The organism is Amycolatopsis sp. NPDC043889, assembly GCF_056435645.1.
The window spans coordinates 195,541-219,703 of the sequence record NZ_JBWKEC010000009.1 but is presented as its reverse complement, the minus strand read 5'-3'; the positions used below and the strand labels follow the sequence as shown (position 1 = coordinate 219,703).

The window sequence follows — 24,163 nt, the reverse complement described above, 5'->3', positions numbered from 1 at the left end:
ATGTCTCCGCTTGCGTGTGTCGGGTACGCGGGTTTACGAGTCGAAGCCGACGTCCATGTACTTGTCGACGTTCTCCTTGGTGACCACCGCGGAGTACGTGGTGATCTCGGCGGGGATCTCGTGCTCGGCGAAGTCGCCGGCCCCCTTGCCCTGACCGAGAAGCCGCGCGAGCGAGATCGCCGAAGACGCCATCGACGGGCTGTAGAGCACGGTCGCCTTCAGCGGCTCGGCGTCGGACTTGATCAGGTTCATCGCGTTCTTCGAGCCCGCGCCGCCGACCATCAGGAAGTTCTTGCGGTTGGCATTGTTGATCGCCGCGATGACGCCGACACCCTGGTCGTCGTCGTGGTTCCATAGAGCGTCCAATTTGGACGCCGACTGGAGCAGGTTCGAGGTCTGCTGCTCGCCGGACTCCGGCGTGAACTGTGCCGAGACCCGCGGTCCCACCTGGAAACCCTGACGCGCCAAGGCGTCCTTGAAACCCTTGCTGCGCTCCTGGGTCAGCGGCAGCGAGTCGATACCCGCGACCTCGCCGATCACCGGGCTGGCGATGTTCTTCGCCTTCATCTGCTGGGCGATGTAGTTCCCGGCGTTGACGCCCATGCGGTAGTTGTCGCCGCCGATCCAGGTGCGGTACGCGAGCGGGGTGTCGAAGACGCGGTCCAGGTTGATCACCTGGATACCGGCGTCCATCGCCTGCTGGCCGACCGCGGTCAGCGCCTTGCCGTCGAACGGCAGGATCACCAGCACGTTGACCTTGGCGTTGATCAAGGTCTCCACCTGGGAGATCTGCTGGTTGACGTCGTTGGTGCCCTCGGTCGCGTTGAGCGTGACCTCACTGAACTTCTGCGCCTGCGCGCGGGCGTTCTTCGTGATGGCCGCCATCCAGCCGTGGTCCGCGGCAGGCGCCGAGAACCCGATGGTGACCGGGGTGCCGGGCTGCGAGTTCGCCCCGGCGTTGGCCACGTTGGCCGCGTTGTTCTGCGCCGGCGCCTCGTTCGAGGTGCACGCGGTCAGCAGCGCACCCGCTCCGACGGCCGCGCCTCCCAGCAGGAAGCGGCGGCGGGGGGGGGGTTGTTCGGGAAGGAACCCCCCCCCCCAGGGGGGGGGGGGGGGGGGGGGGGGGTGGGGGGGGGTTTTTGGGTTCCCACCCAAAACCCCCCCCCACGACCCCGCTAAGTACTCGTCTTTGTCTTTTTCACGGAGCGGAACTGCAGTAGCGCGGCCAGGACGATGATCACGCCCTTGGCGATGTTCTGGATGTCGGTGTCCAGGTTGTTGAGCGTGAAGATGTTGGACAGCACGGTGAAGATCAGCACGCCGATCAGGGTGCCGATGAGCGAGCCGCGGCCACCGGTGAGCAGCGTGCCGCCGATGACGACCGCCGCGATGGCGTCGAGTTCGTAGAGCATGCCGTTGGTCGAGGCGCCCGCGGTGGTGCGGGCGACGACCATCAGCGCCGCGATACCGCAGCACAGCCCGGCGACGCCGTAGACGAGCGCGGTGTGCCGCTTGACGTTGATACCCGCCAGCCGCGAAGCCTCGGCGTTGCCGCCGACGGCGAAGGTGCGGCGGCCGAACGTGGTGCGGTTCAGCACCACCCAGCCGATCGCGAACACCAGCGCGAACATCCAGATCAGCACCGGGACGCCGAGCAGGTCACCGCGGAAGAAGTCGAGGAAACCCGCCTCCGACACCACCTGCGTGCGGCGGCCACTGATGCGTTCCGCGAGCCCGCGGGCCGAGACGTACATCGCCAGTGTCGCGATGAACGGCACGATCTTCCCGTAGGAGACCAGGATCCCGTTGATCAGCCCGCAGCCGAGGCCGACCAGGAGTCCACAAAGGATCATCACCCACGGGCCGTAGGACTGGGTGGCCAGGGTGGTCAGCCAGACACTGGAGAGCGCCACGATCGACCCGACCGAGAGGTCGATGCCGCCGGCGATGATCACGAACGTCATCCCGACGCTGACCACCCCGATGGCCGCGGCGAGCCGCAGGATCGTCGAGATGTTGCCGTCGGTGAAGAACTGGTCGGGCCTCGTGATCTGGCCGACTATGCACAGGATGACCAGTACCCCGGCCAGCCCGAGCAGCCGGGTGTCGAGCGAGAAGTTCCGCTTTTCTTTGGGTGGTACAGGTTCCACGGCGGGTTCCGTACGCACCGATTCGGCTTGGTCGGTCACGCCGCACTCCCCTCGAGAATCACGTCGAGCACATCCGCCTCTGTCAGCTCCGCAGACGGCTTTTCAGCCAGGACACGTCCTTCACGCAGCACCAGCACCCGGTCGGACAAGCCGAGTACTTCGGGGATCTCGCTGCTGACCAGCACGATCGCGACGCCGGTCGCGGCCAGTTCCTCGATCAGCCGGTACAGCTCCGCCCGCGCGCCGACGTCGACCCCGCGCGTCGGCTCGTCCAGCAGCAGGACCCGGCAGCCGCGGACCAGCCAGCGGGCGAGCACCGCCTTCTGCTGGTTGCCGCCGGACAGCGTGCGGATGATGCGGTGCGGATCGGCGGGCCGCAGATCGAGGCGCCGCAGGCTTTCCCCGGCGTCGTCAAGCTCCCTGCCCCGCTCGGTGAAACCGAACGTCGCGTATTTGCCCAGGCTCGCCAGGGTCACGTTGTGCACGACGGGCAAGTCCAGCAGCAGCCCCTGGCTCTTGCGTTCCTCCGGTGCCAGCCCGATCCCGGCCTTGACCGCCGCGGACACGCTGCCCGGCCGGACCGGCTCGCCGTCGACCGACACCGAACCCGCGTCCTGTTTGCGCGCGCCGAAGATCGTCTCCAGCAGTTCGCTGCGTCCCGAGCCGACGAGGCCCGCGATCCCGACGACCTCACCGGCGTGCACGGTGAAGGTCACGTTCTCGAATTCGCCGACGGTGGTCAGGTTCTCCACCTTGAGGACCTCGTTGTCCGGGTCCACGTGTTCCTGGTGGCGCGGGCCGAACACGGTTTCGACCTTGCGGCCCGCCATCAGCGCGACGAGGTCGGAGGTCGGCGTCTCCTTGGCGTCGAGGCCGGTGGAGACGGTCTTGCCGTCCTTGAGCACAGTGACGCGGTGCCCGATCCGGCGCAGTTCTTCGAGCCGGTGGGAGATGTAGATGATCGCGACACCCTCGGCGGTCAGCTCGCCGACGATACGGAACAGGTTGTCGACCTCTTCGCCGGCCAGCGCCGCGGTGGGCTCGTCCATCACCAGCAGCTTCGCGTCGTACGCGAGCGCCCGCGCCATCGAGACCAGCTGCTGACCCGCGGCGGACAACTTGCCGACCTCGGTCGACGGCGCGATCTCGGGGTGCCCGAGCCGCGCCATCAGTCTCGCGGCCTTGTTCCGGGACTCGCTGATCCGCGTGAACCCGAACGACGCGCGCTCGCGGCCGAGGAAGATGTTGTCCGCCACGGAAAGCCCGGGTACCAGGTCGAGTTCCTGGTACATGGTCGCGATGCCGATCTTCAGCGCGGCGACCGGCGAGGGCAGCGTGACCGGCTCGCCCTGCCAGAAGATCTCGCCGCCGTCGGGGCGATGCGCACCGGCGAGCGTTTTGATCAGCGTGGACTTGCCCGCGCCGTTCTGGCCGAGGAGACAGTGCACCTCACCGGGTTCGACGTCGAAGTCGACCCCGTCGAGCGCACGGACCCCGGGGAAGGTCTTCACGATCCCCCGGACGGATAGCAGCGTCATGCCGGAGCCTCCTCGGTCACGAAGGGAACTAGCGTCGGGTCGGCGAAAAGCCGTTCGGTGGCGAGATGCGCGGCGCCGCGCAGCGGGGCGGTGGTGCCCAGCGGCGACGGCTCGACGCGACAGGTGGGCTCATGCCCTAGCGGACGCGCGGACAGTTCGCGGCGCACCGGCTCGACCAGCCATTCGCCCAGTTCGGCGAAGTAGCCGCCGAGCACGACGACGTCCGGGTCGAGCACGTCGACCACAGTGGACACCGCGATGCCGAGCGCGACCCCGAGTTCCGAAACCGCGGCGACCGCGCGCTGGTCACCGCGCTGCACGCGGTGCTTGAGCAGCCCGACCCGGCCGTCGACACCCAGCGCGGGATCGTGCAGCGGGTCGCCGGGCGACGCCGCGCCGCGCAGGACGGCGTTGAGGCCGGCCTTGGTCTCCAGGCAGCCGACCCGGCCGCACTGGCACTGCTCGCCGGACGGGTCGACGGTGATATGCCCGACCTCGCCCGCGAAACCCCTGGCACCACGCAGGATCATGCCGCCGGACACGAGTCCGCCGCCGACGCCCGTGCCGCCGCTGAGGTAGAAGAGCTCCCGCACACCTTGGCCGACTCCGGCGACGGCCTCGCCGATCGCGCCGAGGTTGGCCTCGTTGTCGACCGCGATGGCGTCGGCGGGAAGACCGAGCCGGGCGGCGAGGAGATCGGCGATCTCGGCGTCGCGCCAGCGCAGGGTCGGCGCGAACCGCAGCACGGCGGCGGCCGAATCGACCAGCCCCGGCACCGAGACGGTGACCCCGACCGGCTGATCGTCGAGCAGCATGTTCCGGGCGAGGAAGGCGAGTTCGTCCATGCTCCGGTGCAGCCCGAGCGCGGCGACGTCGGCGGTCTCGATGCGTTCGGCGACGACGCGGCCGTCGAGGTTCGTGACGACGGCGGCGAAACGATCGGCCTCGACGCTGAGCGCGAGCCCGCAGGCGCTGGCGCCGTTCAGCTCGACGAGCTGGCTGGGCCTGCCGTTGCCGCCGCCCTGGAGTCCGGCGGAGCGGACGAGACCGCGTTCGGACAGCTCGGTGATCAACCCGGAGACGGCCGCCTTGGTGAGCCCGCAGCGCGCCGCGAGCTGGGTACGCGAAAGCGGCCCCGCACGCAACGCCCGCAGAAGCACGGCGAGGTTCGAGGTACGTGGGCTGACCGGGTCGAGCTGCCCGGATTCAGTCGCGGCCACACTGCCCTCACTTACGAATCGGCCGTAACAAACTTTGTTACTTAGCCAGCGAAAGTAGGGTGGTCCGTGTCACTCGTCAAGGTGACAACAGGACAGAAATGCCCGCCTTCACCCGAATAGCCGTCCAGAACCGCGCAGACTTTCGCATAGTTTGAGCGAAAGTCTGTACGATCTTGACGTTACTATTCGGAATCAGGTGAGTGCTCAACGTGCCGTGAGGCATGGGTCAGGTGGGTCGTGAGTGGCGATTCGGGTTCTAACCCGAATCGCCACTCACGACCACCGCAAGCGGTCAGCTGCTCAGCGTGAAGGCCCGATCAGTAGCGGACCAAGCGGCCCCGATGACGCCCGCGGTGTCCCCCAGCTCGGACAGCACGATCGGCAGGTTCCCGGTCGCGAGCGGCAGCGACCGCCGGTAGACCGAGCTGCGGATCTCGGCGAGCAGCTGATGCCCGAGCTGCGCCACGCCGCCGCCGATCACGACCATGCCCGGGTTCACGAAACTCACCAGCGAGGCGACCACCTGCCCGAGCCGCCGCCCGCCGTCACGGATCAGGTTGACCGCGCCGAAATCGCCCGATGCCGCCGCGCGGCCGACGTCCGCGGCGGTGATCGCTCCTCGGTCCGCGACGACGTCGGCGAGGTACGCCGACCGGCCGCTGCGTGCCAGCGTCAGCCCGTCGCGGGCCAGCGCGGCGCCGCCGAAGTACGCCTCGAGACAGCCCGTCTCACCGCAGGCGCAGGTCGGCCCGTAGTCGTCGAGGCGAATGTGCCCGATGTCGCCCGCGGTGCCGGCGACGCCGCGGTAGACCTTGCCGCCGAGCACGATCCCGCAGCCGATCCCGGTACCGATCTTGACGAACACCAGATCGTCGATGGAGCGCGCGACGCCGGCGTGCCGTTCCCCGAGCGCCATCGAGTTCACGTCGTTGTCGACGGTGACCGGGCAGCGCAGCAGCCCGCCGAGATGGTCGCGCACGGAGAACCGGTCCCAGCCGGGCATTATCGGCGGCGCGACCGCCATGCCCTCGGCGAAACTCACCGGCCCCGGGAGGCCGATCCCGGCGGCGATCAGCTTGCCCGGCGCCTCTTCGCGGATCTTCTCCGCCAGCGCGACGACGCGTTTGAGCACGGCGTGCGGACCCTGCCGGACGTCGCAGTCCTCGACGGTGTGCACCAGCACCTCGCACGAAGCGTCGGTGAGCGCGACCCCGACCGACGTCGCGCCGACGTCGACCGACAGCACCCGCAGGTCTCCCGCGAGCCGCACCAGCGTGGACCGCCTGCCGCCGCGGCTCGCAGAGGGACCCGCGGTCTCGACGAGGCCGACCTCGGCCAGCCGCGCGACCTCGGCCCCCACCCGGGCACGCGGCAGCTCCAGCCGCTCCCCCAGTTCGACCCGGGACATCGGTCCCTCATCCCGCAACAGGGTGAGCAGCTGGGTCTGGTGCCGGGTTTCGACCATCGGATGCTCCGAGGTGGATGCCGTGCTCATTCACCTGAGCCTACGGCGTTGTCCACCGGCTGTCCCGAATGCCACTCGGAACCATCGGGACGCATCGGGCGGGAACAAACCCACTGGCACAGTCAGTCCACTGTGGACGATTCGGCGCGAACGAGCAGCCACGCCGGGATCAGCACGATCGCGGTGATCCCGGCGATCCACCAGTGCGTGCCCGCGACGGCCGCCGCGGCCCCCGGAGCGGCGGCGAACCGCGCGGAGACGACCGAGGTCAGGATCGACGTCCCGAAGGATCCGCCGATCCGTTGCAGCATGGCGAAGAGCGGCATCGCGTGGGAGATTCGCGCCTCGGGCACCGACACCAGCCCGGCGGCGAGCGCCGGGGTCGTGGTGAGTCCGATCCCGCAACCGCGGACGACCTGCACGGCCGAGAGCCACCAGTAGCTGTCGGTTCCGGTGAGCAGCGCCAGCGGCACCGTCCCGGCGATCGTGACGATCAGCCCGGCGAAGATCACCCGGGCCCCGCCGATCCGGTCGGTCAGCCTGACCGCGAGCGGGAGGGCCAGCACCGTGCCGAGTGCCAGGGGCGCGGTCAGGAAGCCGGTGGCGACGAGGCTTTCGTGCCGGACGTCAAGGTAGTACAGCGGCAGGACGATCATCGCGCCGAACAACGCGATCCCCATCCCGAAGATCACGGCGGCGGCCGAGGAGAACGTCCGGTCGCGGAACAGCCGCAGATCGAGCAACGGCGCGGGCGACCTCAGCGCGCTGACCGCGAAGGCGGCGAGCAGGGTCGCGCCGGCGGCCGCCGCGATCGGGGCGGCTTCGGCGAAGCCGTACACGAGCAACGGCAGCCCGGTCACGGTGAGCGCCAACCCATGCCGGTCCAGCGGCCGGGTGTCGACGAAGCCCTCCTTCGGCAACCGTTTCCGGCCCAGCAGCAGGCAGAGCAGCGAGAGCGGCACGTTCACCAGGAACAACCACGGCACGCCGAACCGCTCGGTGAGCACGCTGCCCGCCAGGGTGCCGAGCACGGGCGCGAGGTAGATCGGGATGCTCAGCACGGCCATCATCCGGCCGAGCCGCTTCGGCCCCACCGTCGTCGCGAACAGGATCTGTCCCGCCGGGACCAGCAGCCCGCCCGCGGCGCCTTGCAGGACACGGAAAGCGATCAGCGCCTCGATCGTCGGGGCCGTCGCGCAGAGCACGGAAAGCACCGCGAACAGACCGACGCACACCAGCCACAGCCGCGTCGTCCCGAAGCGGCGGCTCGCCCAGCCGCTCACCGGCACCATCGCGGCGAGCGCGAGCAGATAGCCGGTGGCGATCCACTGGGCGGTACCGAGCGGTGCCTGGAATCGGGCCGCGATCGTGCCGAGCGCGACGTTGACGACGGTCGAGATGAACATCGACAGGAACCCGCCGAGGGTCAGGATCGAGGCCATCCCCCACAACGCCGGGGCTATGCGCTCCTCGGGACTTCCGATCATCCTACCTGCCCATCTTATCACCGTTAAGATCTTAACGGTGATAAGATATTGCCGAGTTGTCAAGTCCGATACGGACCGGCGAAGGTGTGCGCATGGTCGTGAGACGGGATGGCTACGTTCGAGCCGCGCTCGAACTCCTCGACGAGGTCGGGCTGGACGGATTGAGCCTGCGCAAGCTCGGGGAGAAACTCGGCGTGCGGGGTCCCGCGCTCTACACGCACTTCAAGAGCAAGCAGGCGTTGCTCGATCAGATGGCCGAGACCATGCTGAACGACCGGCTCGCCCCGCTGGACGATCCCTCGGCGATGGACGATTGGGCCGAGTGGCTGGCGCGGCGCGCCCGCACCATCCGCCGCACCCTGCTGTCCTACCGGGACGGCGCCCGCCTGCACGCGGGCTCCCGCCCGACCGACCGGTCGGCGATGACGCCGCTGATCAAACCGTTGCTGCGGGCCGGTTTCACCGAAGAAGACGCGACGCACGCGATCCTCGCCATCAGCCGGTACACGCTCGGCTGCGCGATCGACGAACAACAGCACATCGACGGCGACCACGACGAGGATCCGGCCGCCTCGTTCGAGTACGGTCTCGCACGCCTGATCGCCGGGCTCCGCGCCGACGTCGATGCCGCGAATCCGCCGGACCAGGATGTCGCCTAGCCGCATTTAGAGGACTGAACGCGGAAGGGGTCAGGACCAGAGGTAACGGCGTTCGGGGCGTCCGGTCCCGCCGTACTTGAGGGTCACTTCGGCCTTTCCGGTCGCCACGAAATGCTCCAGGTACCGGCGCGCGCTCACCCGCGCCACGCCGGTCGCCTCGGCGCATTCGCTCGCGGACATCCCGCCGGCCGCGCCCCGCAGCGCGGTTTCCACCAACCGCGCGGTCTGGACGGTGAGTCCCTTGGGCAGCACGGGTTTCGCGCTCGGCCGCGCGCCGAAGACCTGATCGACGTCGGCCTGCCCGGCCTCGGCCAGCCGGTCCAGCCGCTGGTGCAACGACGCGAAATGGGTGAGCTGATCGCGCAGTGACGCGTACTCGAACGGCTTGATCAGATAGTGCAGGACGCCGCCCCGCATCGCCTGCCGCACGGTTTCCACGTCGGTCGCGGCGGTGATGAGGATGACGTCGACGTCCTCGGTCGCGCGCAGTTCCCGCAGCACCGAAAGCCCGTCGAGATCGGGAAGATAGACGTCGAGCAGCACCAGATCCGGTTTCAGTTCCCGCGCCAGGCGGAGCGCGTCTGCACCGGTGTGCGCGACCCCGACCACGGCGAACCCCTCTGTGCGCGCGACGTATCCACTGTGGACTTTCGCGACCATGAAATCGTCGTCGACGACGAGCACCTTGATCATCGCGGCAACCTCGCCGTGAACACCGCGCCGCCGGAGTTGTGCACCTCGACGGAACCGCCCCGCCGCACGCACGCCTGCCGGATCAGCGCTAGCCCGAGCCCGCGCTGGCCGTGCGCGGCGGCCTTCGTGGTGAACCCGTGCTCGAACACCTCTTCCGCGATCTCCGGGGCGACTCCCGGTCCGGAATCACGGACCTCCACCCGCACTTCGTCCTCCTCCTGCCACACCCCGACCTCGATCCAGCCCTGCTCCCCGCCCTGCTTGTTCAAACTCAGCGCGTCCAGCGCGTTGTCGACGAGATTTCCCAGCACTGTCACCAGATCCGTGGAAAGGGCGTCCTCGACGCGGTCCAGTTCGCTGTCCGGGGCCATGCGCAGCCCGACCCCGCGTTCCGCGGCGAGTGACGCCTTCGCGATCAGCAACGCCGCCACCGCCGGATCGCCGACCCGTGAGCCGACCTCCGCGCGCCACTCCCCCTGCGCCGAACTGATCCGGCTGACGTAGCCGCGAACCTCTTCGTATTCCCCGAGTTCCAGCAGCCCGGAGATGGTATGCAGCCGGTTGCTGAACTCGTGCGCCTGCGCCCGCAACGTGTCGGTCGCGTGCCTGCTGGCGTCGAGTTCGTCCCGCAGCGTCATCAGATCGGTGCGGTCCCGCAGCGTGACCACGGCTCCTCGCACGTCGATCGGCATCCGGTTCAGCGTCAGCACCTTCCCTTGCCGCAACACGATCTGGTCGGCGCCGGTCGCGCGGCCGGTGAGCAGGTCGCGGATCCGCTCGTTGAGGTCGAGGTCCTCGACCGACCTGCCGACGGCGTCCTCCGGCAGCGCCAGCAGTTCGCGGGCCTGATCGTTCACCAGGGTGATCCGGTGCTGCGGGTCCAGGCCGACGACGCCCTCCTTGATGCCGTGCAGGAGCGCCTCCCGGTTCTCGACCAGCGCGGTGATCTCGTGCGGCTCCAGGCCGAGCGTCTGGTTCTTCACGCGCCGCGCGAGCAGCAGCGAACCGCTCACCCCGATCACCAGTGCGACCCCCAGCACCCGCAGCGCGTTGTCCGGCGAGTCGAGCACGCCGGCGAAGAACCCGGGCGATTTCGAACCCGCCGCGACCATGCGGATCACCTTGCCGCCCTTTTCGTCGAGCACCGGTACGTGCGCCACGATCGAACCGTCGAGTTCACCGACCCAGGACCGTCCAGAGAGGACAGTGCTCTCGCCGATGTCGAGCAGCGTCCGCACCTGACCCGGATCAGGTGACGCGAGCACGGAGCGGTCGGCGCTCGCGATGACCACGAAATCCACCCCGGAGAGGCTTCGCGCGGTCTCCGCGGGCGCGTTCAATTCGAACGGACCGTTCTCGAGGTCGCCCACGACACCCTGCGCGGCGACACTCTCCGCGACCGAAAGCGCCCGGCGTCCCTCGGTCGTGCGGAAGTTGTTCCCCGCCTGGACGACGGCCAGCACGCCCACCGCGCACAGTAGGCAGGTGACGACTACGAGTTGCCACACGAGGAGCTGGCGGGCCAAGGAACCCCGAGCACCCATCGCCACCTCCGCGTGACCACAAAGAACAAAAGAAACCTTAGGCGTCTAAGCGAGACATCTCTGTTTACACGAGTGCAACATGTCCAACCACGCGGCAGAGAGGCGGGGATCACAGTGAAGCCCAGTAGCTGGTTGGCCATCGCGGCGGCGCTCGTCGCCGTTTTGCTGGTGCCACCGTTGCTCACCCCGGGCGGCGAGGCCGACGAGGGCTCGCAGATCCGGTCGTTGCGGGTGCTCGTGCCCAACGCGCCCGGCGGCGGTTACGACATCACGGCGCGGACCGCGACCAAGGCGATGGAAGACGCCGACCTGCTCGGCAACGCGGAGGTCTTCAACCTCCCCGGTGCCGGCGGCACGGTCGGCCTCGGCCGCACGGTGGCCGAACGCGGCAACGGCAAACTCGTCATGTCGATGGGCCTGGGCGTCGTCGGCAGCGTGTTCACGAACAAGTCGCCGTCTTCGCTGCTCGACACCACGCCGGTGGCGAAGCTGATCGAAGAGTCGGACATCGTCGTGGTCGGCAAGGACTCGCCGTACCAGAACATCGGTCAGCTGATCGAGGCTTGGAAGAAGGACCCCGGCGCGGTACAGGTCGGCGGCGGCTCGTCGCCCGGCGGGCCGGACCACCTGGCGCCGATGCTGATGGCGAAGGCCGTCGGGCTCGCGCCCAAGACGGTCAACTACGTCCAGTTCGACGGCGGCGGCGAACTGCTCGCGTCGGTCCTCGGCGGCAAGGTCGCGTTCGGCGTCTCGGGGGTCGGCGAGTACCGCGACCAGATCGCGGCGGGCACGCTCCGGGTCCTGGCGGTGACCAGCGGGAACCGGATCCCCGGAATCGACGCGCCGACGCTTGCCGAGTCCGGTGTGGACGTCAAGTTCACCAACTGGCGCGGCATCGTCGCGCCGCCCGGCATCACCGAATCGGACCGCGCGAAGCTGGTGAGCCTGTTCGAGCGGTTGCAGAAGACGCCGCAATGGCAGGAAGCCTTGCAGCGCAACGGATGGACCGGCGCGTTCGCGCCAGGTGAGCAGTTCGGTTCGTTTCTCGAAGAGGAGAACACTCGAGTGGCAACGGTGCTGAAAGAGCTAGGTCTGGCATGACGACCACGTGGCTGAAGGAGCGCTCCGAACTCGGGGTGAGCGTCGGGCTCGTGGTGCTCGGTGTCCTGGTGCTCACCGACGCGCTGAGCATTCCCACCGACTTCGCCCAGCGCGGCCCGGTGGGACCGAAGGCGGTGCCGATCCTGGTCGGCTCGCTGCTGCTGCTCGTCGCCGTGCTGCTGGCGCGCGACGTGCTGCGCGGCGGCAAGGGCGAGGCCGAGGGCGGCGAGGACATCGACCTGACCGCGCCCGCCGATCTGCGCACGGTGCTGCTGCTGTGCGGCGCCTTCCTCGCCAACGCGGCGCTGATCGGCCTGGTCGGTTTCCCGATCTCGGGCGCGATCCTGTTCTGGGGCGCGGCGTACGCGCTCGGCAGCCGCAACCTGGTGCGTGACCCGCTGATCGCGGCGGGCATGTCCGTCGTGACCTTCCTGGTCTTCAACAACCTGCTCGGAGTCCCGCTCCCCGGTGGCCCGTTGATGGAGGTGTTCTGATGTTCCAGCAACTCATCGACGGCTTCGGCACCGCGCTGACCCCGACCCATATCGCGATGGCGGCGATCGGGGTACTGCTGGGCACCGCGATCGGTGTCCTGCCGGGTATCGGCCCGGCCATGGCGGTGGCGCTGCTGCTCCCGGTGACCTACGGGCTGGAGCCCACCGGCGCGTTCATCATGTTCGCCGGCATCTACTACGGCGGGATGTTCGGCGGTTCGACGACGTCGATCCTGCTGAACACGCCGGGTGAGAGCGCCGCGGTGGTCGCGGCCATCGACGGCAACCCGATGGCTCGCAAGGGACGCGGCGCGCAAGCGCTTGCGGCGGCCGCGATCGGGCATTTCGTCGGCGGTATCCTCGGCACGATCGCGCTGGTCGTGCTGGCCCCGGTGATCGCGAAACACGCCGTCGACATCGGCGCGCCGGATCTGTTCGCGATCATGGTGCTGGCGTTCATCGCGGTCACCTCGGTGCTGGGCAGTTCCCGGATCCGCGGCGTGGCGTCGCTGCTGATCGGGCTCACCATCGGGCTGGTCGGCCTGGACGAGATGACCGGACAGCAGCGGCTGACCTTCGGCTCACTGCATCTCGCCGACGGGATCGACGTCGTGATCGTGGCGGTCGCGCTGTTCGCGGTCGGCGAGTCGCTCTGGGTCGCCGCGCACCTGCGGCGCAACGCGTTCAAACCGATCCCGGTCGGCAGGCCCTGGCTTTCGCGTGCCGATCTGAAGCGGACGTGGAAGCCGTGGCTGCGCGGTCCGGTCATCGGGTTCCCGTTCGGCGCGGTGCCCGCCGGTGGCGCCGAGATCCCGACTTTCCTCTCCTACGTCACGGAAAAGCGGCTCTCGAAGCACAAGGACGAGTTCGGCAAGGGCGCCATCGAAGGGGTCGCGGGCCCGGAAGCGACGGCGTCTGCTTCCGCCGCCGGGACGCTGGTCTCGATGCTGACGCTCGGCCTGCCGACCACCGCGGTCGCGGCCGTGATGCTGGCGGCGTTCCAGCAGTACGGCATCCAGCCGGGACCGCTGCTGTTCGAGCGGGAGTCTTCGCTGGTGTGGGGCCTGATCGCCTCGCTGTTCGTCGGACTGACGCTGCTGCTGGTGCTGAACCTGCCACTGGCGCCGCTGTGGGCGAAGCTCCTGCGGATCCCGCGGCCGTACCTCTACGCGGGCATCCTGTTCTTCGCCAGTGTCGGCGCGTACGCGGTCAACGCGGACATCTTCGACCTGCTGGTGATGTTCGTGATCGGCCTGATCGGGTTCGCGATGCGCCGCTACGGGTTGCCGGTGCTGCCGGCGATCATCGGCGTCATCCTCGGCCCGGCCGCCGAACAGCAGATGCGGCGCGCGCTGCAGCTCAGTGACGGCGAGCTGACCGGACTGGTCAACACCCCGTTCGCGATCGTGGTCTACGTGATCATCCTGGTGATCCTGTTCTTCCCGTTGATCAAGCGTTTCCTGCCTGCCCGTCCCACCGCCACCGAGGCGGAGCCCAAGGACAAGGTGGACGCCTGACCAGTGGGAAACCGGCCCGGCCTCGACTGCCCCGAGGCCGGGCCTTCTCCCTCTCCGGAAGGAGGACACTTGTCCGCGCGAGTGATCTTTCCGGCGCCACACGGCGACAGGATCGGTTTCATGAAGATCCTGCACCGTCCCCCGGCCGTCAGCGACACCGAGCGGCCGGTTCCCCGCTGGGCGATGCGCCTGGCCTACGCACTCCCCTGGCTCCTGCTGCCTTCGTGTCTGTGGCGGCTGCCCTTCGCGGTGCATTTCGAAATGGGGCAGATCCACGATCGCGAGATGCCGGACTACTGGGTGAGCATTCCGTACGTCCTCACGCTCAGCGTGCTTTCCGAAGTGATCGCGATCCTGGCCATCGGGCTGGTCCGAGGCTGGGGCGAGGTGGTGCCCCGATGGATCCCGGTCCTCGGCGGCAAATCCGTCCGGCCAATGGCGGCGGTCGTTCCCGCCGTGGCCGGAGGCTTGATCCTCACCGCGCTCTTCAGCTCGATCCCCCTCGGTGACGGCCGACGGCTCACCGTGTTCGGCGTCGCCGAAAACGCCGCCTACGTCCACGAAGGCTGGGAAACGCTGGCCTCGATCTGCATCGCCCCGCTCGCCTTGTGGGGGCCGATCACCATCGTTCTGGGACTCGCCTACCACCGCCGTCGCAAGATAACGAAAGCATAACGGCGAGGTCGCGTTTTGAACCGGGCACCCGTCGGGGCCGTTTCAGCCAACGCGGAGTCAGTGACGCCGGTGCTGCCGGCGCCGCATCCCCCGGGCTCCGCGCAACGACACCGAACGAGGTGAACAAGTTCATGCCCCGTAACCAAAGAACCGCCGGCCGCCATCGCATGGCACGCCGTACCAAGGTCGCCACGGGCGCCATCGCCCTCGCCCTCGCCGTCAGCGGGATCGTCGTGATCAACACGACCGGAACCCCCGACGCCGCCAGGGCCGACGGCGCGGACAAGTCTTTCTTCATCGACATCACGAAGGTCCCCCGCGGCAACAACGTCAACCTCGACCTCGCGAAACGAGGCGCACGAGGGACGTTCACCGTGGACTGCGGCCGCAACGAGAACGGCCACTTCAACGGCGACAACTTCATCGCGCAGCCCGGTGTCCGCAATGGAGCCGAGCATCTGCACGACTACGTCGGAAACCTGTCGACCAACGCGGATTCGAACAACAAGAGCCTGCTGCGCGCGGGCACCACGTGCAAGAACGGGGACAAGTCGGCCTATTTCTGGCCGGTCATCCGGATCAACACCGAAGAAGAGGAAGAGAACGAGGCGGCGAACGAGGAGAAACTCGCCGCCGACCGCGCGAGCGCGGCCAAGGACGAGGCGGCCGCCCAAGTGGACTGCCCCGACGTCGCCAGCGAGCTCAGTGAACTCAGTGAGGTCCCCGACCAGGCCATGCCCGCGGTGGACGAGAACCTCGACAAGCTCGACCAGGAGTCCGAGAACGCGGACAACCAGCTGGCGCAAGGAAAACAAGCGGGCCAGGTGCTCGACGAACTGAAGAACAAGCGGAAGCCGTCGATCGAGAAGATCGCCGACACCCTGCGGCAAGCAGGCAAACCGGTCGCGAAGAACGAAGACCAGCTGGCCGGCTGCGCGGTGAAGCAGAATGGCGAGGGCGGCCTCGACAACGGTGGCGACAACAGCAACGTCAACGCCGCGGGCGACGCCGAAAAGAAGAAGTCCGACGGCAAGGCCGCCGACCTGCCCGGTGCGAACGACAACAACGAGATCGGCGACAACAAAGGCGAGATCCAGCGCGCCGAGAAGGTGGACCTGACCTTCACCAGCGGCGGCGCCCGCCGGGTCGTCGCGATGCCGAAATTCCTGCGTGTGCTCTACGGCGACGCCAAGCAGAGCACCAACGGCCCGGCCAACGCGCGGCCCAGCTGGACCTGCACCGGCTTCGAAGACCGGCTCACCGAGCTGTACCCGATCTGCCCCCGGGGCAGTAAGGTCACGCGTATCCACTCGTTCCCGAACTGCTGGGACGGGAAGAACACCGACAGCGCCAACCACCGCACGCATATCGTGTTCTCCGACCGCAACGGGAAATGCCCGCGCGGCTTCAAGAACGTGCCGCAGCTGCGGATCACGCTCGTGTACGACATCCCGCCGGAGATCCAGGCCGCCGGGCAGTACGCGGTCGACGCGTTCGCGCAGGAGAAGCACGATCCTCGCTCCGATCACGACGACTTCGCGAACGTCATGTCGCAGCGGCTGATGAACCAGCTGGTGAAGTGCGTCAACAGCGGCAAGAGGTGCCGACAGTAGCGAGCCGCGTGTGGTCCCGTCTCGTGAGTGGTAAGGACGGTTCTAACCGTCCTTACCACTCACGAGGTCTCCGCGAGAGGGCGCGGCGGGGATGACCCGCGCCCTCACCCCCGCGCCGGGGGTCCGGTTCCCGGCCCGGCGTAGGGGTACCGGGCCGGGAACCGGCGAGCGATACGGTTTTCCCTCCCTGGAAACCGGACCGCCCGGTCTGGGTCAGGCCGTCGTGGACAACCGGCTCACCCGGTCGAACACGAGCGGCACCGCGACAGCGGGGTTCAGTTCGGCGAGGACCGCTTCCGCGTCCAAGCCCGGCAGATGGATCCACGCGCTGTCCGCGAAATCCGGTGTCGTGACGCTGATCCTGGCGCAGCGGGCCGGCGGGACCAGAGCGACCCCGAACGGCTCGACCACGTTGCGCCACACGGATTGCGAGACGATCATCCCGGCGCCGAACTTGTCGCCCGTCGGATCCGAACGGCACCAGTAGCCCACGGCGTCGTTGAAGGTGGAGGCGCACAGCAACCGGGTCAGCGTGATGTACGTGCGGTGGTAGCGGTGGTTGTCCGCCATCGGTCCCATGTGGACCGCCACGCGCGCCCGCATCGGGACCCGGGCGTAGCGGTTGCGGGTCCGGAGGAGATGGTCCAGGTGGAACACGACCTCGCAGAGCTGGCCGACGGCGTGGTCCGGATACGCGACCATCAGCCCGTCCCCGGTCTCCCGGAAGTGGCGCGCTTCCCCCGGCGCGAGCCCGACCGCGGTGAACGAGCGGGAAACCAGCGTTTCCATCTCGGTCTTCATCGGGTCCAACAGGTCGTCGCTGGCCTTGGACGAACCGACGATGTCGACGGACAGGACGGCGTGGGTGTGCGCGTTGTAATGGCCTGAGGTCAGCACCTGCATCTCTGCGACCCCTCCCCTGATCGGTGAAAACTGGCGACAGGGAGCAGTGTTCCCACTCCTCACCGGAAGTTCTGTTCGGAACCGAACAAAACGTGACCCCGCGTCGATCAACGCCAGTGAGCTAAGTCACACCTTTTTCCGTGACCACCCGCAATGCCTCGCGATCGATGACGGTGATCGCCCGGCGCGAACTGGCCACCACTCCCGCCTTCCGGAGTTTGTCCAGCGCCTGCGCGACCATGGTCCGGCCCATCGGGATGAACTGCGCGAGTTCGTCCTGGCTCAACGGGATCCCGATCCGCCAGCCGGCGGGTGTCCGGATGCCACAGACGTCGACGAGATAGTCCAACCTGGTCGCGACCCTGGCCACCGCCTGCGGTTTCCAGGACTGGGTCCGCTGCCGCTGGGCGAGCACGAACCTACGGGCGACGCTGACGAGCACCTCCCGCATCGCCGCCGGATGCTCCAGCAGGAACCGGTTGAACTCGCTCGCCGCGATACGCCGGACGTGCACTTCTTCGATGGCGACGACGTCGGCCATCCGAATGCCGCCCGCGATCACCGCGATCTCGCCGTGCAGATCTCCGGGGACCCCGACGTCGAGGATGACCGTCGCGCCCATCCGGTCGGCGCTGGTCACCTTCACGTAGCCGTGCCGCAGCAGCATGACGAAGTCGCCGGGTTCGCCCGCCCGCATGAGCGCCTGCCGTCCCTCGTAGGTCTGCGGGGTGCCCATTTCCAGCAACCGGGCGCGGACGGGTTCGTCCAGTCGCTCCAGGAACGGACGTTCTCTTTCTTCGGCGGCCTCCTGGCCCAAACCCACGAAACACCCTCCCAGGCAGTCGTGAACACCTATCGCGGAGAGTAACCGAATCGGCCACCCGATCCGGCGGCGGAACCGTCGTGGGTGGTGAAGATGCCCAGCCGGATCAGCTCCGATCTGATCCACTCGGCCAACCGGTGCAACGGTCCGTCTTCGGCCTCGACGAAATAGCTGTCCACGATCTGGTGTCGTCTGTCGGCGTGTTTCGCCGCATAGAGCAGCGCTGACCGTACCTCCGACACCTTCAGCGGAGCGACCTTGACTCCCGGAGCGGGCCGCACGGTGCTCTTGGCGGCCATCACCGCCAGCACGGCCTCCTCCAGGCTGAACCGGTGCTCCACCGGTACGACCACATGTTCCACGCCCTCGACAACCCGGCGCCCGATCAACGGCATGCTGTCAGATCAGCATGACGCACGGCCGTAGTCTGTTCGGCACCGAACACTCAACCCGGTTCGACCGCCCGGAGAGCCTCTTCGAGCGTTTCCCGGTACAGCCCCATCCGTTCGACGAGCATCACCGGATCAGGGTTCTCGTCCCCCGCGTGTCGTTCCAGCCGGTCGGTGGTCTGCTTCACCGTCACCCGCAGTTCGACGACTTCGGGAGTGTTCCGGTTCTTGTGTTCTTCGAGCCGGGCCACCGCCCGGCGGAAGGCTCCGGAAAGCTCCGTCTCGCCCGGCCGCACCGTTTCGATGGCGGTCAGCGCCCGGCCGAGCAGGCTGAAGTGGTCGTAGGGAGTGGGTTGCGGCGCACGCTTCTTCTCCCGCGCCGGCTTCCGCCGCCTGCCGTTCAGCACGAAGAACGCGGTCTCGGCCGGGACCAGCACTGCCAGCGCGGCGGCCGCGCCGAAGAGCCAGGCCTGCGGATGCGGATAGGTCACCGCGCGGCCGATCATCCCGGCGATCAGGCCCAGCACCACCGCGACGACGTGGAACGGCCGGTTGTCGTACTCGGCCATGTCAGAAGTTGCTGAAGACGTTGACGAACATCTTGTCGATGCCGTGCGGGTCGACGGCCTGGTAGCTGCGGGCCTTGGACTTCTGCGCGATCTCGTCGAGGACCCGGCTGTCGGCCTGCGCGCCGTAGGCCATGGTGAAGATGCGGACGGAGTTGTCCAGTCGCTCGGCGTCGACGTTCTGCAGCACCTGCTCCTTCGTCCCGGCCTCGGTGTTCTCGCCGTCGGTCAGGAAGACGACGGCGTTGATCAGGTTCGGGTCGAACTCCCGCCGCATCTTGTCGTTCGCGGCCATCACGGTCTGGTACAGCGCCGTATCGCCTTTCGGGGTCAGGTTTTCGACCAGGTCGAGCATCGGGCCGCGGACGTTCTTCACCTTGCCGATCGGCATCTTTTCCTCATACCCGTCGGAGAACGTCCACAGCCCGACCTCGTCTTCGGGATGCAGGTACTCGAGCTGTTTCCGGATCGCGGGTTTCAGCAGGGCGATCCGGCTCTCGGAGTACGGCTTGTCCTTGCGGTTCTTGTCGAACGGTTCGTTCATCGAGCCGGACAGGTCCAGCACCAGCAGGATCCGGCCGCGCCGCTGCGTGTACTCCCAGCCGTCGAGCATCTTCTGGATCTGCTCGCCGGTCGGGACGCCGATCTTCGGGGGTTCCTGGGTCTCCTGCGTGCCCACGACCTTGGCCAGCTCCGGGTTCCCGCTACCGCCGGGGTCCCGGAACCCGAGATCACGGAACCGTTTCTGCTGCTCGGTCTCCAGGAGAAAGTCGTAGAAGTCCTTGGCCGCCGCCTGCTGCTCCGGTGACGCGTTCGCGGTGGTCAGGAAGGGATGGTCGATCAGCATCGTCCCTTCCCTGGGGTGGACGGCGACCAGCGGGCGCAGCGGCGCGACGGGGTTTCCCTTCAGCTGCGCCGGATCCCCGGTCGGCACGCCGCGGTTGTAGAGGTAGACCATCTGCTCCTGCATCGCCATCGCGCTGATGTAGGGCGTCGGCTTCTTGCGGTCCTCTTCGTACAGCGTCTTCAGGAAGGCCACCGAATCGTCGCTGTAGTAGGCGACCGACGCCTCGATCCCGCGGACGAACTGCACGGTCTCCGCGGTCCCGATCTTGCCGTAGTCGCCGCCCGTCGCCGCGAAGTAGGTCGCGATGGTCGCGGCGAGCCCGGACGTCGACCGCCGCGGGTTGTCCTTGCCGAGCGTGAAGTTGCCCCACTGGGCGTACGCCGCACCCTTCGAGGCCCAGCCGCCGTTGCGGTTCATTTCCAGTACGTCACCCCAGCCGGGCGTTCTTTCCGGCCAGCCGAGGGCCTTGGCCATCGGTTCCGGCATCGCGATCACCATCGGGCTGGTCGCGAGGGAGGTCTTCGGCCCGGTCCTGATCCGCTCGCCCTTTCCGCGCTGGCGCAGCAGATCGAGCCAGAGCGACGAACTGGGCAGCCAGACCTGGGGTTCGGGCTGGCGTTCGTCGATGTCGTTCCAGCCGTCGGCGATGAGGTCGAGCGTGGCACCCGAGGTCTTCTTGTACGCCTCGACCTTCGCGCACCGGCCGCCGTCGAACGTCCGGCCGGTGTTGTTGTACCGCTCGGCCAGTTCGGCGATCAGGTCGCCCTTCTCCGTGGAGGAACTGGTGACCAGCCGGACGCAGTCGGCCCTGGTGGCGTTCGAGGGCGCGGTGACCGTGGTGGCGAGCAGGACGAGCACGAGCGTCCCGACGAGCGCGCCGAAGACGAGCGAAAGCCAGCCTGTTCTCCGCATGCGCCGCCCCCTAGCCGTCGTAGCGGGCAAGTGTAGCTACAACGTGGTTCCCGGTTCCGTCTCCTCGGTCACGAGATCGTAGGTTTCGAAACTGAAGCGGGCGAGAGTGCCCACCCAATTCCGATAGACCTTTAGATCATCGAAGGATTCGGCGTCTAGCCGCCATTCAGGTGGAAAGGCCTCTCGTAACGATTCTCCGGCCGCGAGGGCGACGAACGTCGCGCGCGCGGCGTCCGGATCGGCGACCAGCAGGGTCAGCAGGACGAGCACCGCGCGGTAGGGGCCGCCGACGAACCGCGCCAGTTCCGCGTCCGGGATGCCGATGCGCACGAGCCGGTAGAGGTTGACCAGCTTCCGGATCTCGCGCGGCGTGTTCAGCCTTTTCCGCAGCACGTGGACGAAAGTGCGTTCGACCTCGGTGAGCCGCAGCCGGTCCGGCCGCATGTTGTAGAACGTCGGCGGGGCCGTTTCCTGGACGACGACCTCCCTCGTTTCGCCGGGTTCGGGGGTGCTCCCGTCCTTCGGCCGTTCTTCGGGCTCGGACGGCTCCGGTTCCCGTTCCTCGATCGGCATCAGCGCGTCGATCAGCTCGTCCGCCGCGCTTCCCATGGGGCGCAAGGCGAACACGATCTGGAAGATCTTGTCGAGGTACTCCGCCCGTCGCGCCTCCCCCGTGCCGAACAGTTCTTCGTGGTGCAGGTCGAGGCAGCGCCGCAGCCACCGCGGGTCGACCGCGACCACCACGACGAACGCGGGCAGCGCCAGCAGTAGATGCACCGCGGCCAGTACTTCGATCACCTTCGACGGCGGGCAGCGGTCGAGATCGTCGATGTAGAGCACGATCCGTTCCAGCGGCGGCTTGCCCGTGCCGCCCGCCCGCAGCCATTCCTCCCTGGCGTCCACCAGATCGGCGCTCAGGTTCGCGAGGTCTTCGCGGACCCGGGCGAAAACCCCTTGGTAGTCCCCGTATCTCCCGGTCTTCGCCTCTTCGATCAGATCGCCGAGCCTGCTCGCCGCGTCGAGCCGCCGGAGCCGTTCCTCGGTCTCCCGGACCTCGATCTCGAACCGTTCCGTGCGTTTGTCCACGTCGTGCCGCAGCTTGTCCAAAGTGGACTTCACCGGCGCGAGGGCCGCCCTGGCGGTGGTGAGCGCCGGGGTCAGCACGGCACCGAGCGCGACGACGGCGCCCGCCGCGGCGAGGATAGCGTTGTGCCACAACGCCCAGCCGGTGATCGCCGCGGCGACACCGAGCACGCCCAGCACCGCGTATCCCGCGACGGCGAGCCTTCGCCGACGGCGTTCGGCCCGGTCCACCCCGGACACCAGCAGCCGCCAGCGCCAGGTGTGCGGGGAATCCGCCTTGACCGCCTTCAGTCCCGCGAGCCGATTGCGCAGCTCCTCGCGTTCGGCGCGGACCTCGCCGGAGTCCGCGTGCGTCTCGGGCGCGCCGAGGTTGCGGAACAGGTGGTCCACGAGCCCGACCCACAGATGGTCGTCGTGGTACTGCCAGGCGTTGAACCGGATCTGCCGGATCTCACCGGTGAACACGCTGTTGGCGGCGGCGCCGCGGGACCGGCGCGCCAGTTCGGCCACCCGGTCGGTCACCTGCCGGACGAAACTCGACTTGCCGGAGCCCCACGGGCCCAGCAGCGCGACGCACAGCGGCGGGCTGGTCTCACGGTCGGCGATGACCGCGGCGAGGGTGCGCACGTCGTCGTGGAAACCGATCAGGTCGACCGGACTTTCGACGTCGGGCGTGATCCGCGGCCGCGCCCGGCCCGGTTTGGGCTCGACGAAGCCGGTGCCGTCGATCTGGTTGCCGAAGCGGTCCCACACCCGGATCGTGCGGTCGTCCCCGACGGTGACGATCTTCTCGTTGCCCGCGGTGCAGACGATCGCCCGGACGTTCCCCTGATGTCCCTTGAGGAGCGTGTAGTCGCGCGGGTCGTCGATCTCGCGGACGCGGACCTCGCCGTCGGAGCCGCCGGATAGCACCAACCTGCCGTCCGCGCCGAAGGCCAGCGCCCGCACCACGCCGGTATGCCCGGGGAAGACGAGGGCCGGATCGCCCTTGCGCCCCCACAACCGGACCATCTCCCCTTCGGCGGACAGCACCTGCTGGCCGTCCGCCGAGATCGCGACCACGTGGACCGCGCCCGCGCCGCCGAACCGGTAGTGGGAAACGATTTCCCCGTCCCACAACCGCACGCCACCGGCGTCGTCCCCGGCGACGACCACCCGGCCGTCCGGGGTCACCGCGACCGACTCCACCTCCGGGCCGCCGGTGCGCAGAGCCCGTACCGTCGTGCCGTCCAGCCTCCGGACCTCGACAGTGCTTCCCGCGCCGGACACGGCGAAGTCCTTCGCCACCGCGACCGCCACGGTCCGCCTGGTGGTCTGGACCTCCGGGGGATGCGCGCCGGTACCGGTGATCCGCCAGCGCCGCACCGTCGCCCCATCGCAACCGACCACGTACTGCCCCGAAATACCCACCGCCAGCACCGGCCGATCGTGGCCGCTCAGCGCGAAACGCTGCTCTCCGGTCTCCAGGTCCCAGACCCGCACGGTCCGGTCCGCACCGCCGGTGACCAGGCGGTTTCCCTTCACCGCGACCGCGAGGATCGGTTCTTCGTGTCCAGTGAAACGCGCCGTCGTCATAACGGCACAGTCTTCCGGTCGCGTCAAGATCATGGTTAACGACAGGCGACTATCGGCGGGTACCCCGACCGCCTCGAAAGGTTCAGTGTCGACACTGCTCCGAAATTCCAGCACGCCTTAAACGCGAGGAGTTCAACGTGCTTCGACGTACCTTCGCCGCGGTGCTCACCGGCGCCGCGCTCTCCATCTCGGTGCTCTCGGCCCCCTCCGCCGGTGCCGCCGAGATCATGGCGACCACCCTGACCTACGACGACAGCCAGGCCGCGGAGTTCAAGGAAGCGGTGGCCGCCGGCGTCAACGTCTGGAACACCAACGTCACCAACGTCCGTATCGTGAAGGCGACGCCGGGGCAGCGGGTCAACATCCGGGTCATCGCCGACAACGGCTGGCCGCGCGCCACGCTCGGCCCGGTCCGCCCCGGCGGCACGGTCACCGTGTGGATGGGCAGGCAGGCCGTCCAGCAGGGCTATCACACGCCCCGGATCGCTTCCCACGAACTCGGGCACAGCCTCGGCCTGCCCGATGTGAAGCCCGGCCCGTGCTCGTCGCTGATGTCCGGCTCGACCGGTGGCGTCAGCTGCACCAACGTGAACCCCAACACCCAGGAGAAGGCCAGGGTCCAGCAGCTCTACGCCGGCACCGCGGTGCAGAGCGCCGACGCGGGCAAGGTCCTCGCGGAAATCGGCTGATCCCGCGCCAGGGGGTGCCCGCCCGGCACCCCCTGGCCGGTCATTCGCTCGCCGTGATCGCCGCCGCCGGACACAACTGCACGGCGTCGCCGATCTCCGCCGGGTCCCGGTCCAGCAACCGGACACGGCCGTCTTCATCGTCCTGTGCGAACACATCGGGCGCGGTCAGCACGCACATTCCGGCGCCCACACAGCGTTCCCGGTCCACTTCGAGTTTCAT

The 24,163-nt window shown here is 68.4% G+C and carries 22 protein-coding genes; 7 read left to right on the top strand and 15 right to left on the bottom strand.

Translation table 11 applies throughout. The annotated features are described in order from the left end of the window. Positions 1-33 precede the first annotated feature (33 nt). The 6 genes from AC0685_RS19835 to AC0685_RS19810 form a co-directional block, all read right to left on the bottom strand. Positions 34-1,053 (bottom strand): substrate-binding domain-containing protein, encoded by a 1,020-nt coding sequence (locus tag AC0685_RS19835; protein WP_478226913.1) that lies wholly within the window; start codon positions 1,051-1,053, stop codon positions 34-36. A gap of 122 nt (positions 1,054-1,175) precedes the next feature. Continuing rightward, positions 1,176-2,189 (bottom strand): ABC transporter permease, encoded by a 1,014-nt coding sequence (locus AC0685_RS19830; protein WP_478226862.1) that lies wholly within the window; start codon positions 2,187-2,189, stop codon positions 1,176-1,178. After that, the gene (locus tag AC0685_RS19825) at positions 2,186-3,688 is read right to left on the bottom strand and encodes a sugar ABC transporter ATP-binding protein (RefSeq protein ID WP_478226861.1); all 1,503 of its coding nucleotides are present in this window, start codon (positions 3,686-3,688) and stop codon (positions 2,186-2,188) included. Before AC0685_RS19825 ends, AC0685_RS19830 begins: the two co-directional genes overlap by 4 nt. Further along, the gene (locus AC0685_RS19820; protein ID WP_478226860.1) at positions 3,685-4,908 is read right to left on the bottom strand and encodes an ROK family protein; all 1,224 of its coding nucleotides are present in this window, start codon (positions 4,906-4,908) and stop codon (positions 3,685-3,687) included. The genes AC0685_RS19825 and AC0685_RS19820 overlap by 4 nt, the downstream gene beginning before the upstream one ends. 292 nt (positions 4,909-5,200) lie before the next feature. Then, positions 5,201-6,403 (bottom strand): ROK family transcriptional regulator, encoded by a 1,203-nt coding sequence (locus AC0685_RS19815; protein WP_340685814.1) that lies wholly within the window; start codon positions 6,401-6,403, stop codon positions 5,201-5,203. A gap of 92 nt (positions 6,404-6,495) precedes the next feature. Continuing rightward, positions 6,496-7,860, bottom strand: a complete 1,365-nt coding sequence (locus tag AC0685_RS19810; RefSeq protein WP_478226859.1) for a DHA2 family efflux MFS transporter permease subunit — start codon at positions 7,858-7,860, stop codon at positions 6,496-6,498. 92 nt (positions 7,861-7,952) lie between these two features. Between AC0685_RS19810 and AC0685_RS19805 the strand changes: the two genes are divergently transcribed. Next, positions 7,953-8,519 (top strand): TetR/AcrR family transcriptional regulator C-terminal domain-containing protein, encoded by a 567-nt coding sequence (locus AC0685_RS19805; protein ID WP_340685812.1) that lies wholly within the window; start codon positions 7,953-7,955, stop codon positions 8,517-8,519. Positions 8,520-8,549: 30 nt separating this feature from the next. Here the strand turns inward: AC0685_RS19805 and AC0685_RS19800 are convergent, their stop codons facing one another. Together AC0685_RS19800 and AC0685_RS19795 are read right to left on the bottom strand one after the other, a co-directional pair. Beyond that, a complete protein-coding gene (locus AC0685_RS19800) occupies positions 8,550-9,212 on the bottom strand; it encodes a response regulator (protein ID WP_478226858.1) in 663 nt (220 codons plus the stop codon). Then, a complete protein-coding gene (locus AC0685_RS19795; RefSeq protein ID WP_478226857.1) occupies positions 9,209-10,756 on the bottom strand; it encodes a sensor histidine kinase in 1,548 nt (515 codons plus the stop codon). Before AC0685_RS19795 ends, AC0685_RS19800 begins: the two co-directional genes overlap by 4 nt. A 132-nt stretch (positions 10,757-10,888) precedes the next feature. Between AC0685_RS19795 and AC0685_RS19790 the strand changes: the two genes are divergently transcribed. From AC0685_RS19790 to AC0685_RS19770, 5 genes are all read left to right on the top strand, one after another. Continuing rightward, positions 10,889-11,857, top strand: a complete 969-nt coding sequence (locus tag AC0685_RS19790) for a Bug family tripartite tricarboxylate transporter substrate binding protein (RefSeq protein WP_478226912.1) — start codon at positions 10,889-10,891, stop codon at positions 11,855-11,857. After that, positions 11,854-12,351 carry a tripartite tricarboxylate transporter TctB family protein gene (locus tag AC0685_RS19785; RefSeq protein WP_378440887.1) on the top strand — a complete coding sequence of 166 codons (498 nt, stop codon included), beginning with the start codon at positions 11,854-11,856 and terminating at the stop codon, positions 12,349-12,351. Before AC0685_RS19790 ends, AC0685_RS19785 begins: the two co-directional genes overlap by 4 nt. After that, complete coding sequence (locus AC0685_RS19780; RefSeq protein WP_478226856.1) at positions 12,351-13,868, top strand: tripartite tricarboxylate transporter permease; 1,518 nt, start codon at positions 12,351-12,353, stop codon at positions 13,866-13,868. Before AC0685_RS19785 ends, AC0685_RS19780 begins: the two co-directional genes overlap by 1 nt. Before the next feature lie 120 nt (positions 13,869-13,988). Further along, complete coding sequence (locus tag AC0685_RS19775; protein WP_478226855.1) at positions 13,989-14,543, top strand: hypothetical protein; 555 nt, start codon at positions 13,989-13,991, stop codon at positions 14,541-14,543. Between the two features lie 167 nt (positions 14,544-14,710). Continuing rightward, a complete protein-coding gene (locus tag AC0685_RS19770) occupies positions 14,711-16,156 on the top strand; it encodes a DUF1996 domain-containing protein (RefSeq protein WP_478226854.1) in 1,446 nt (481 codons plus the stop codon). 213 nt (positions 16,157-16,369) lie between these two features. Here AC0685_RS19770 and AC0685_RS19765 read toward each other — a convergent pair whose 3' ends face one another. The 6 genes from AC0685_RS19765 to AC0685_RS19740 form a co-directional block, all read right to left on the bottom strand. Further along, positions 16,370-17,059, bottom strand: a complete 690-nt coding sequence (locus tag AC0685_RS19765) for a hypothetical protein (protein ID WP_340684177.1) — start codon at positions 17,057-17,059, stop codon at positions 16,370-16,372. 121 nt (positions 17,060-17,180) lie between these two features. Further along, positions 17,181-17,882, bottom strand: coding sequence for a Crp/Fnr family transcriptional regulator (locus AC0685_RS19760; RefSeq protein ID WP_125680634.1), 702 nt, complete (start codon positions 17,880-17,882; stop codon positions 17,181-17,183). A gap of 29 nt (positions 17,883-17,911) precedes the next feature. Continuing rightward, entirely contained in the window at positions 17,912-18,277 is a 366-nt protein-coding gene (locus tag AC0685_RS19755) for a hypothetical protein (protein ID WP_478226853.1), read from the bottom strand. A 50-nt stretch (positions 18,278-18,327) separates the two neighbouring features. After that, positions 18,328-18,840, bottom strand: a complete 513-nt coding sequence (locus AC0685_RS19750; protein ID WP_478226852.1) for a hypothetical protein — start codon at positions 18,838-18,840, stop codon at positions 18,328-18,330. A 1-nt stretch (position 18,841) separates the two neighbouring features. Continuing rightward, positions 18,842-20,596: a substrate-binding and vWA domain-containing protein gene (locus AC0685_RS19745; protein WP_478226851.1), complete on the bottom strand. Its 1,755-nt coding sequence runs from the start codon at positions 20,594-20,596 to the stop codon at positions 18,842-18,844. Positions 20,597-20,632: 36 nt separating this feature from the next. Beyond that, positions 20,633-23,254 (bottom strand): P-loop NTPase fold protein, encoded by a 2,622-nt coding sequence (locus AC0685_RS19740; RefSeq protein ID WP_478226850.1) that lies wholly within the window; start codon positions 23,252-23,254, stop codon positions 20,633-20,635. Positions 23,255-23,391: 137 nt separating this feature from the next. Between AC0685_RS19740 and AC0685_RS19735 the strand changes: the two genes are divergently transcribed. Further along, positions 23,392-23,943 carry a snapalysin family zinc-dependent metalloprotease gene (locus AC0685_RS19735; protein WP_478226849.1) on the top strand — a complete coding sequence of 184 codons (552 nt, stop codon included), beginning with the start codon at positions 23,392-23,394 and terminating at the stop codon, positions 23,941-23,943. 40 nt (positions 23,944-23,983) lie between these two features. Here the strand turns inward: AC0685_RS19735 and AC0685_RS19730 are convergent, their stop codons facing one another. Further along, a complete protein-coding gene (locus AC0685_RS19730) occupies positions 23,984-24,163 on the bottom strand; it encodes a ferredoxin (protein WP_340684182.1) in 180 nt (59 codons plus the stop codon).

Bases quoted from the DNA above. Each gene is read 5' to 3' on its own strand.
- AC0685_RS19825 (WP_478226861.1), bottom strand. From the start codon at position 3,688: ATGACGCTGCTATCCGTCCGGGGGATCGTGAAGACCTTCCCCGGGGTC.
- AC0685_RS19800 (WP_478226858.1), bottom strand. From the start codon at position 9,212: ATGATCAAGGTGCTCGTCGTCGACGACGATTTCATGGTCGCGAAAGTC.
- AC0685_RS19775 (WP_478226855.1), top strand. From the start codon at position 13,989: ATGAAGATCCTGCACCGTCCCCCGGCCGTCAGCGACACCGAGCGGCCG.
- AC0685_RS19785 (WP_378440887.1), top strand. From the start codon at position 11,854: ATGACGACCACGTGGCTGAAGGAGCGCTCCGAACTCGGGGTGAGCGTC.
- AC0685_RS19815 (WP_340685814.1), bottom strand. From the start codon at position 6,403: ATGAGCACGGCATCCACCTCGGAGCATCCGATGGTCGAAACCCGGCAC.
- AC0685_RS19755 (WP_478226853.1), bottom strand. From the start codon at position 18,277: ATGCCGTTGATCGGGCGCCGGGTTGTCGAGGGCGTGGAACATGTGGTC.
- AC0685_RS19805 (WP_340685812.1), top strand. From the start codon at position 7,953: ATGGTCGTGAGACGGGATGGCTACGTTCGAGCCGCGCTCGAACTCCTC.
- AC0685_RS19745 (WP_478226851.1), bottom strand. From the start codon at position 20,596: ATGCGGAGAACAGGCTGGCTTTCGCTCGTCTTCGGCGCGCTCGTCGGG.
- AC0685_RS19780 (WP_478226856.1), top strand. From the start codon at position 12,351: ATGTTCCAGCAACTCATCGACGGCTTCGGCACCGCGCTGACCCCGACC.
- AC0685_RS19770 (WP_478226854.1), top strand. From the start codon at position 14,711: ATGGCACGCCGTACCAAGGTCGCCACGGGCGCCATCGCCCTCGCCCTC.
- AC0685_RS19730 (WP_340684182.1), bottom strand. From the start codon at position 24,163: ATGAAACTCGAAGTGGACCGGGAACGCTGTGTGGGCGCCGGAATGTGC.
- AC0685_RS19750 (WP_478226852.1), bottom strand. From the start codon at position 18,840: ATGGCCGAGTACGACAACCGGCCGTTCCACGTCGTCGCGGTGGTGCTG.
- AC0685_RS19795 (WP_478226857.1), bottom strand. From the start codon at position 10,756: ATGGGTGCTCGGGGTTCCTTGGCCCGCCAGCTCCTCGTGTGGCAACTC.
- AC0685_RS19810 (WP_478226859.1), bottom strand. From the start codon at position 7,860: ATGATCGGAAGTCCCGAGGAGCGCATAGCCCCGGCGTTGTGGGGGATG.
- AC0685_RS19740 (WP_478226850.1), bottom strand. From the start codon at position 23,254: ATGACGACGGCGCGTTTCACTGGACACGAAGAACCGATCCTCGCGGTC.
- AC0685_RS19765 (WP_340684177.1), bottom strand. From the start codon at position 17,059: ATGCAGGTGCTGACCTCAGGCCATTACAACGCGCACACCCACGCCGTC.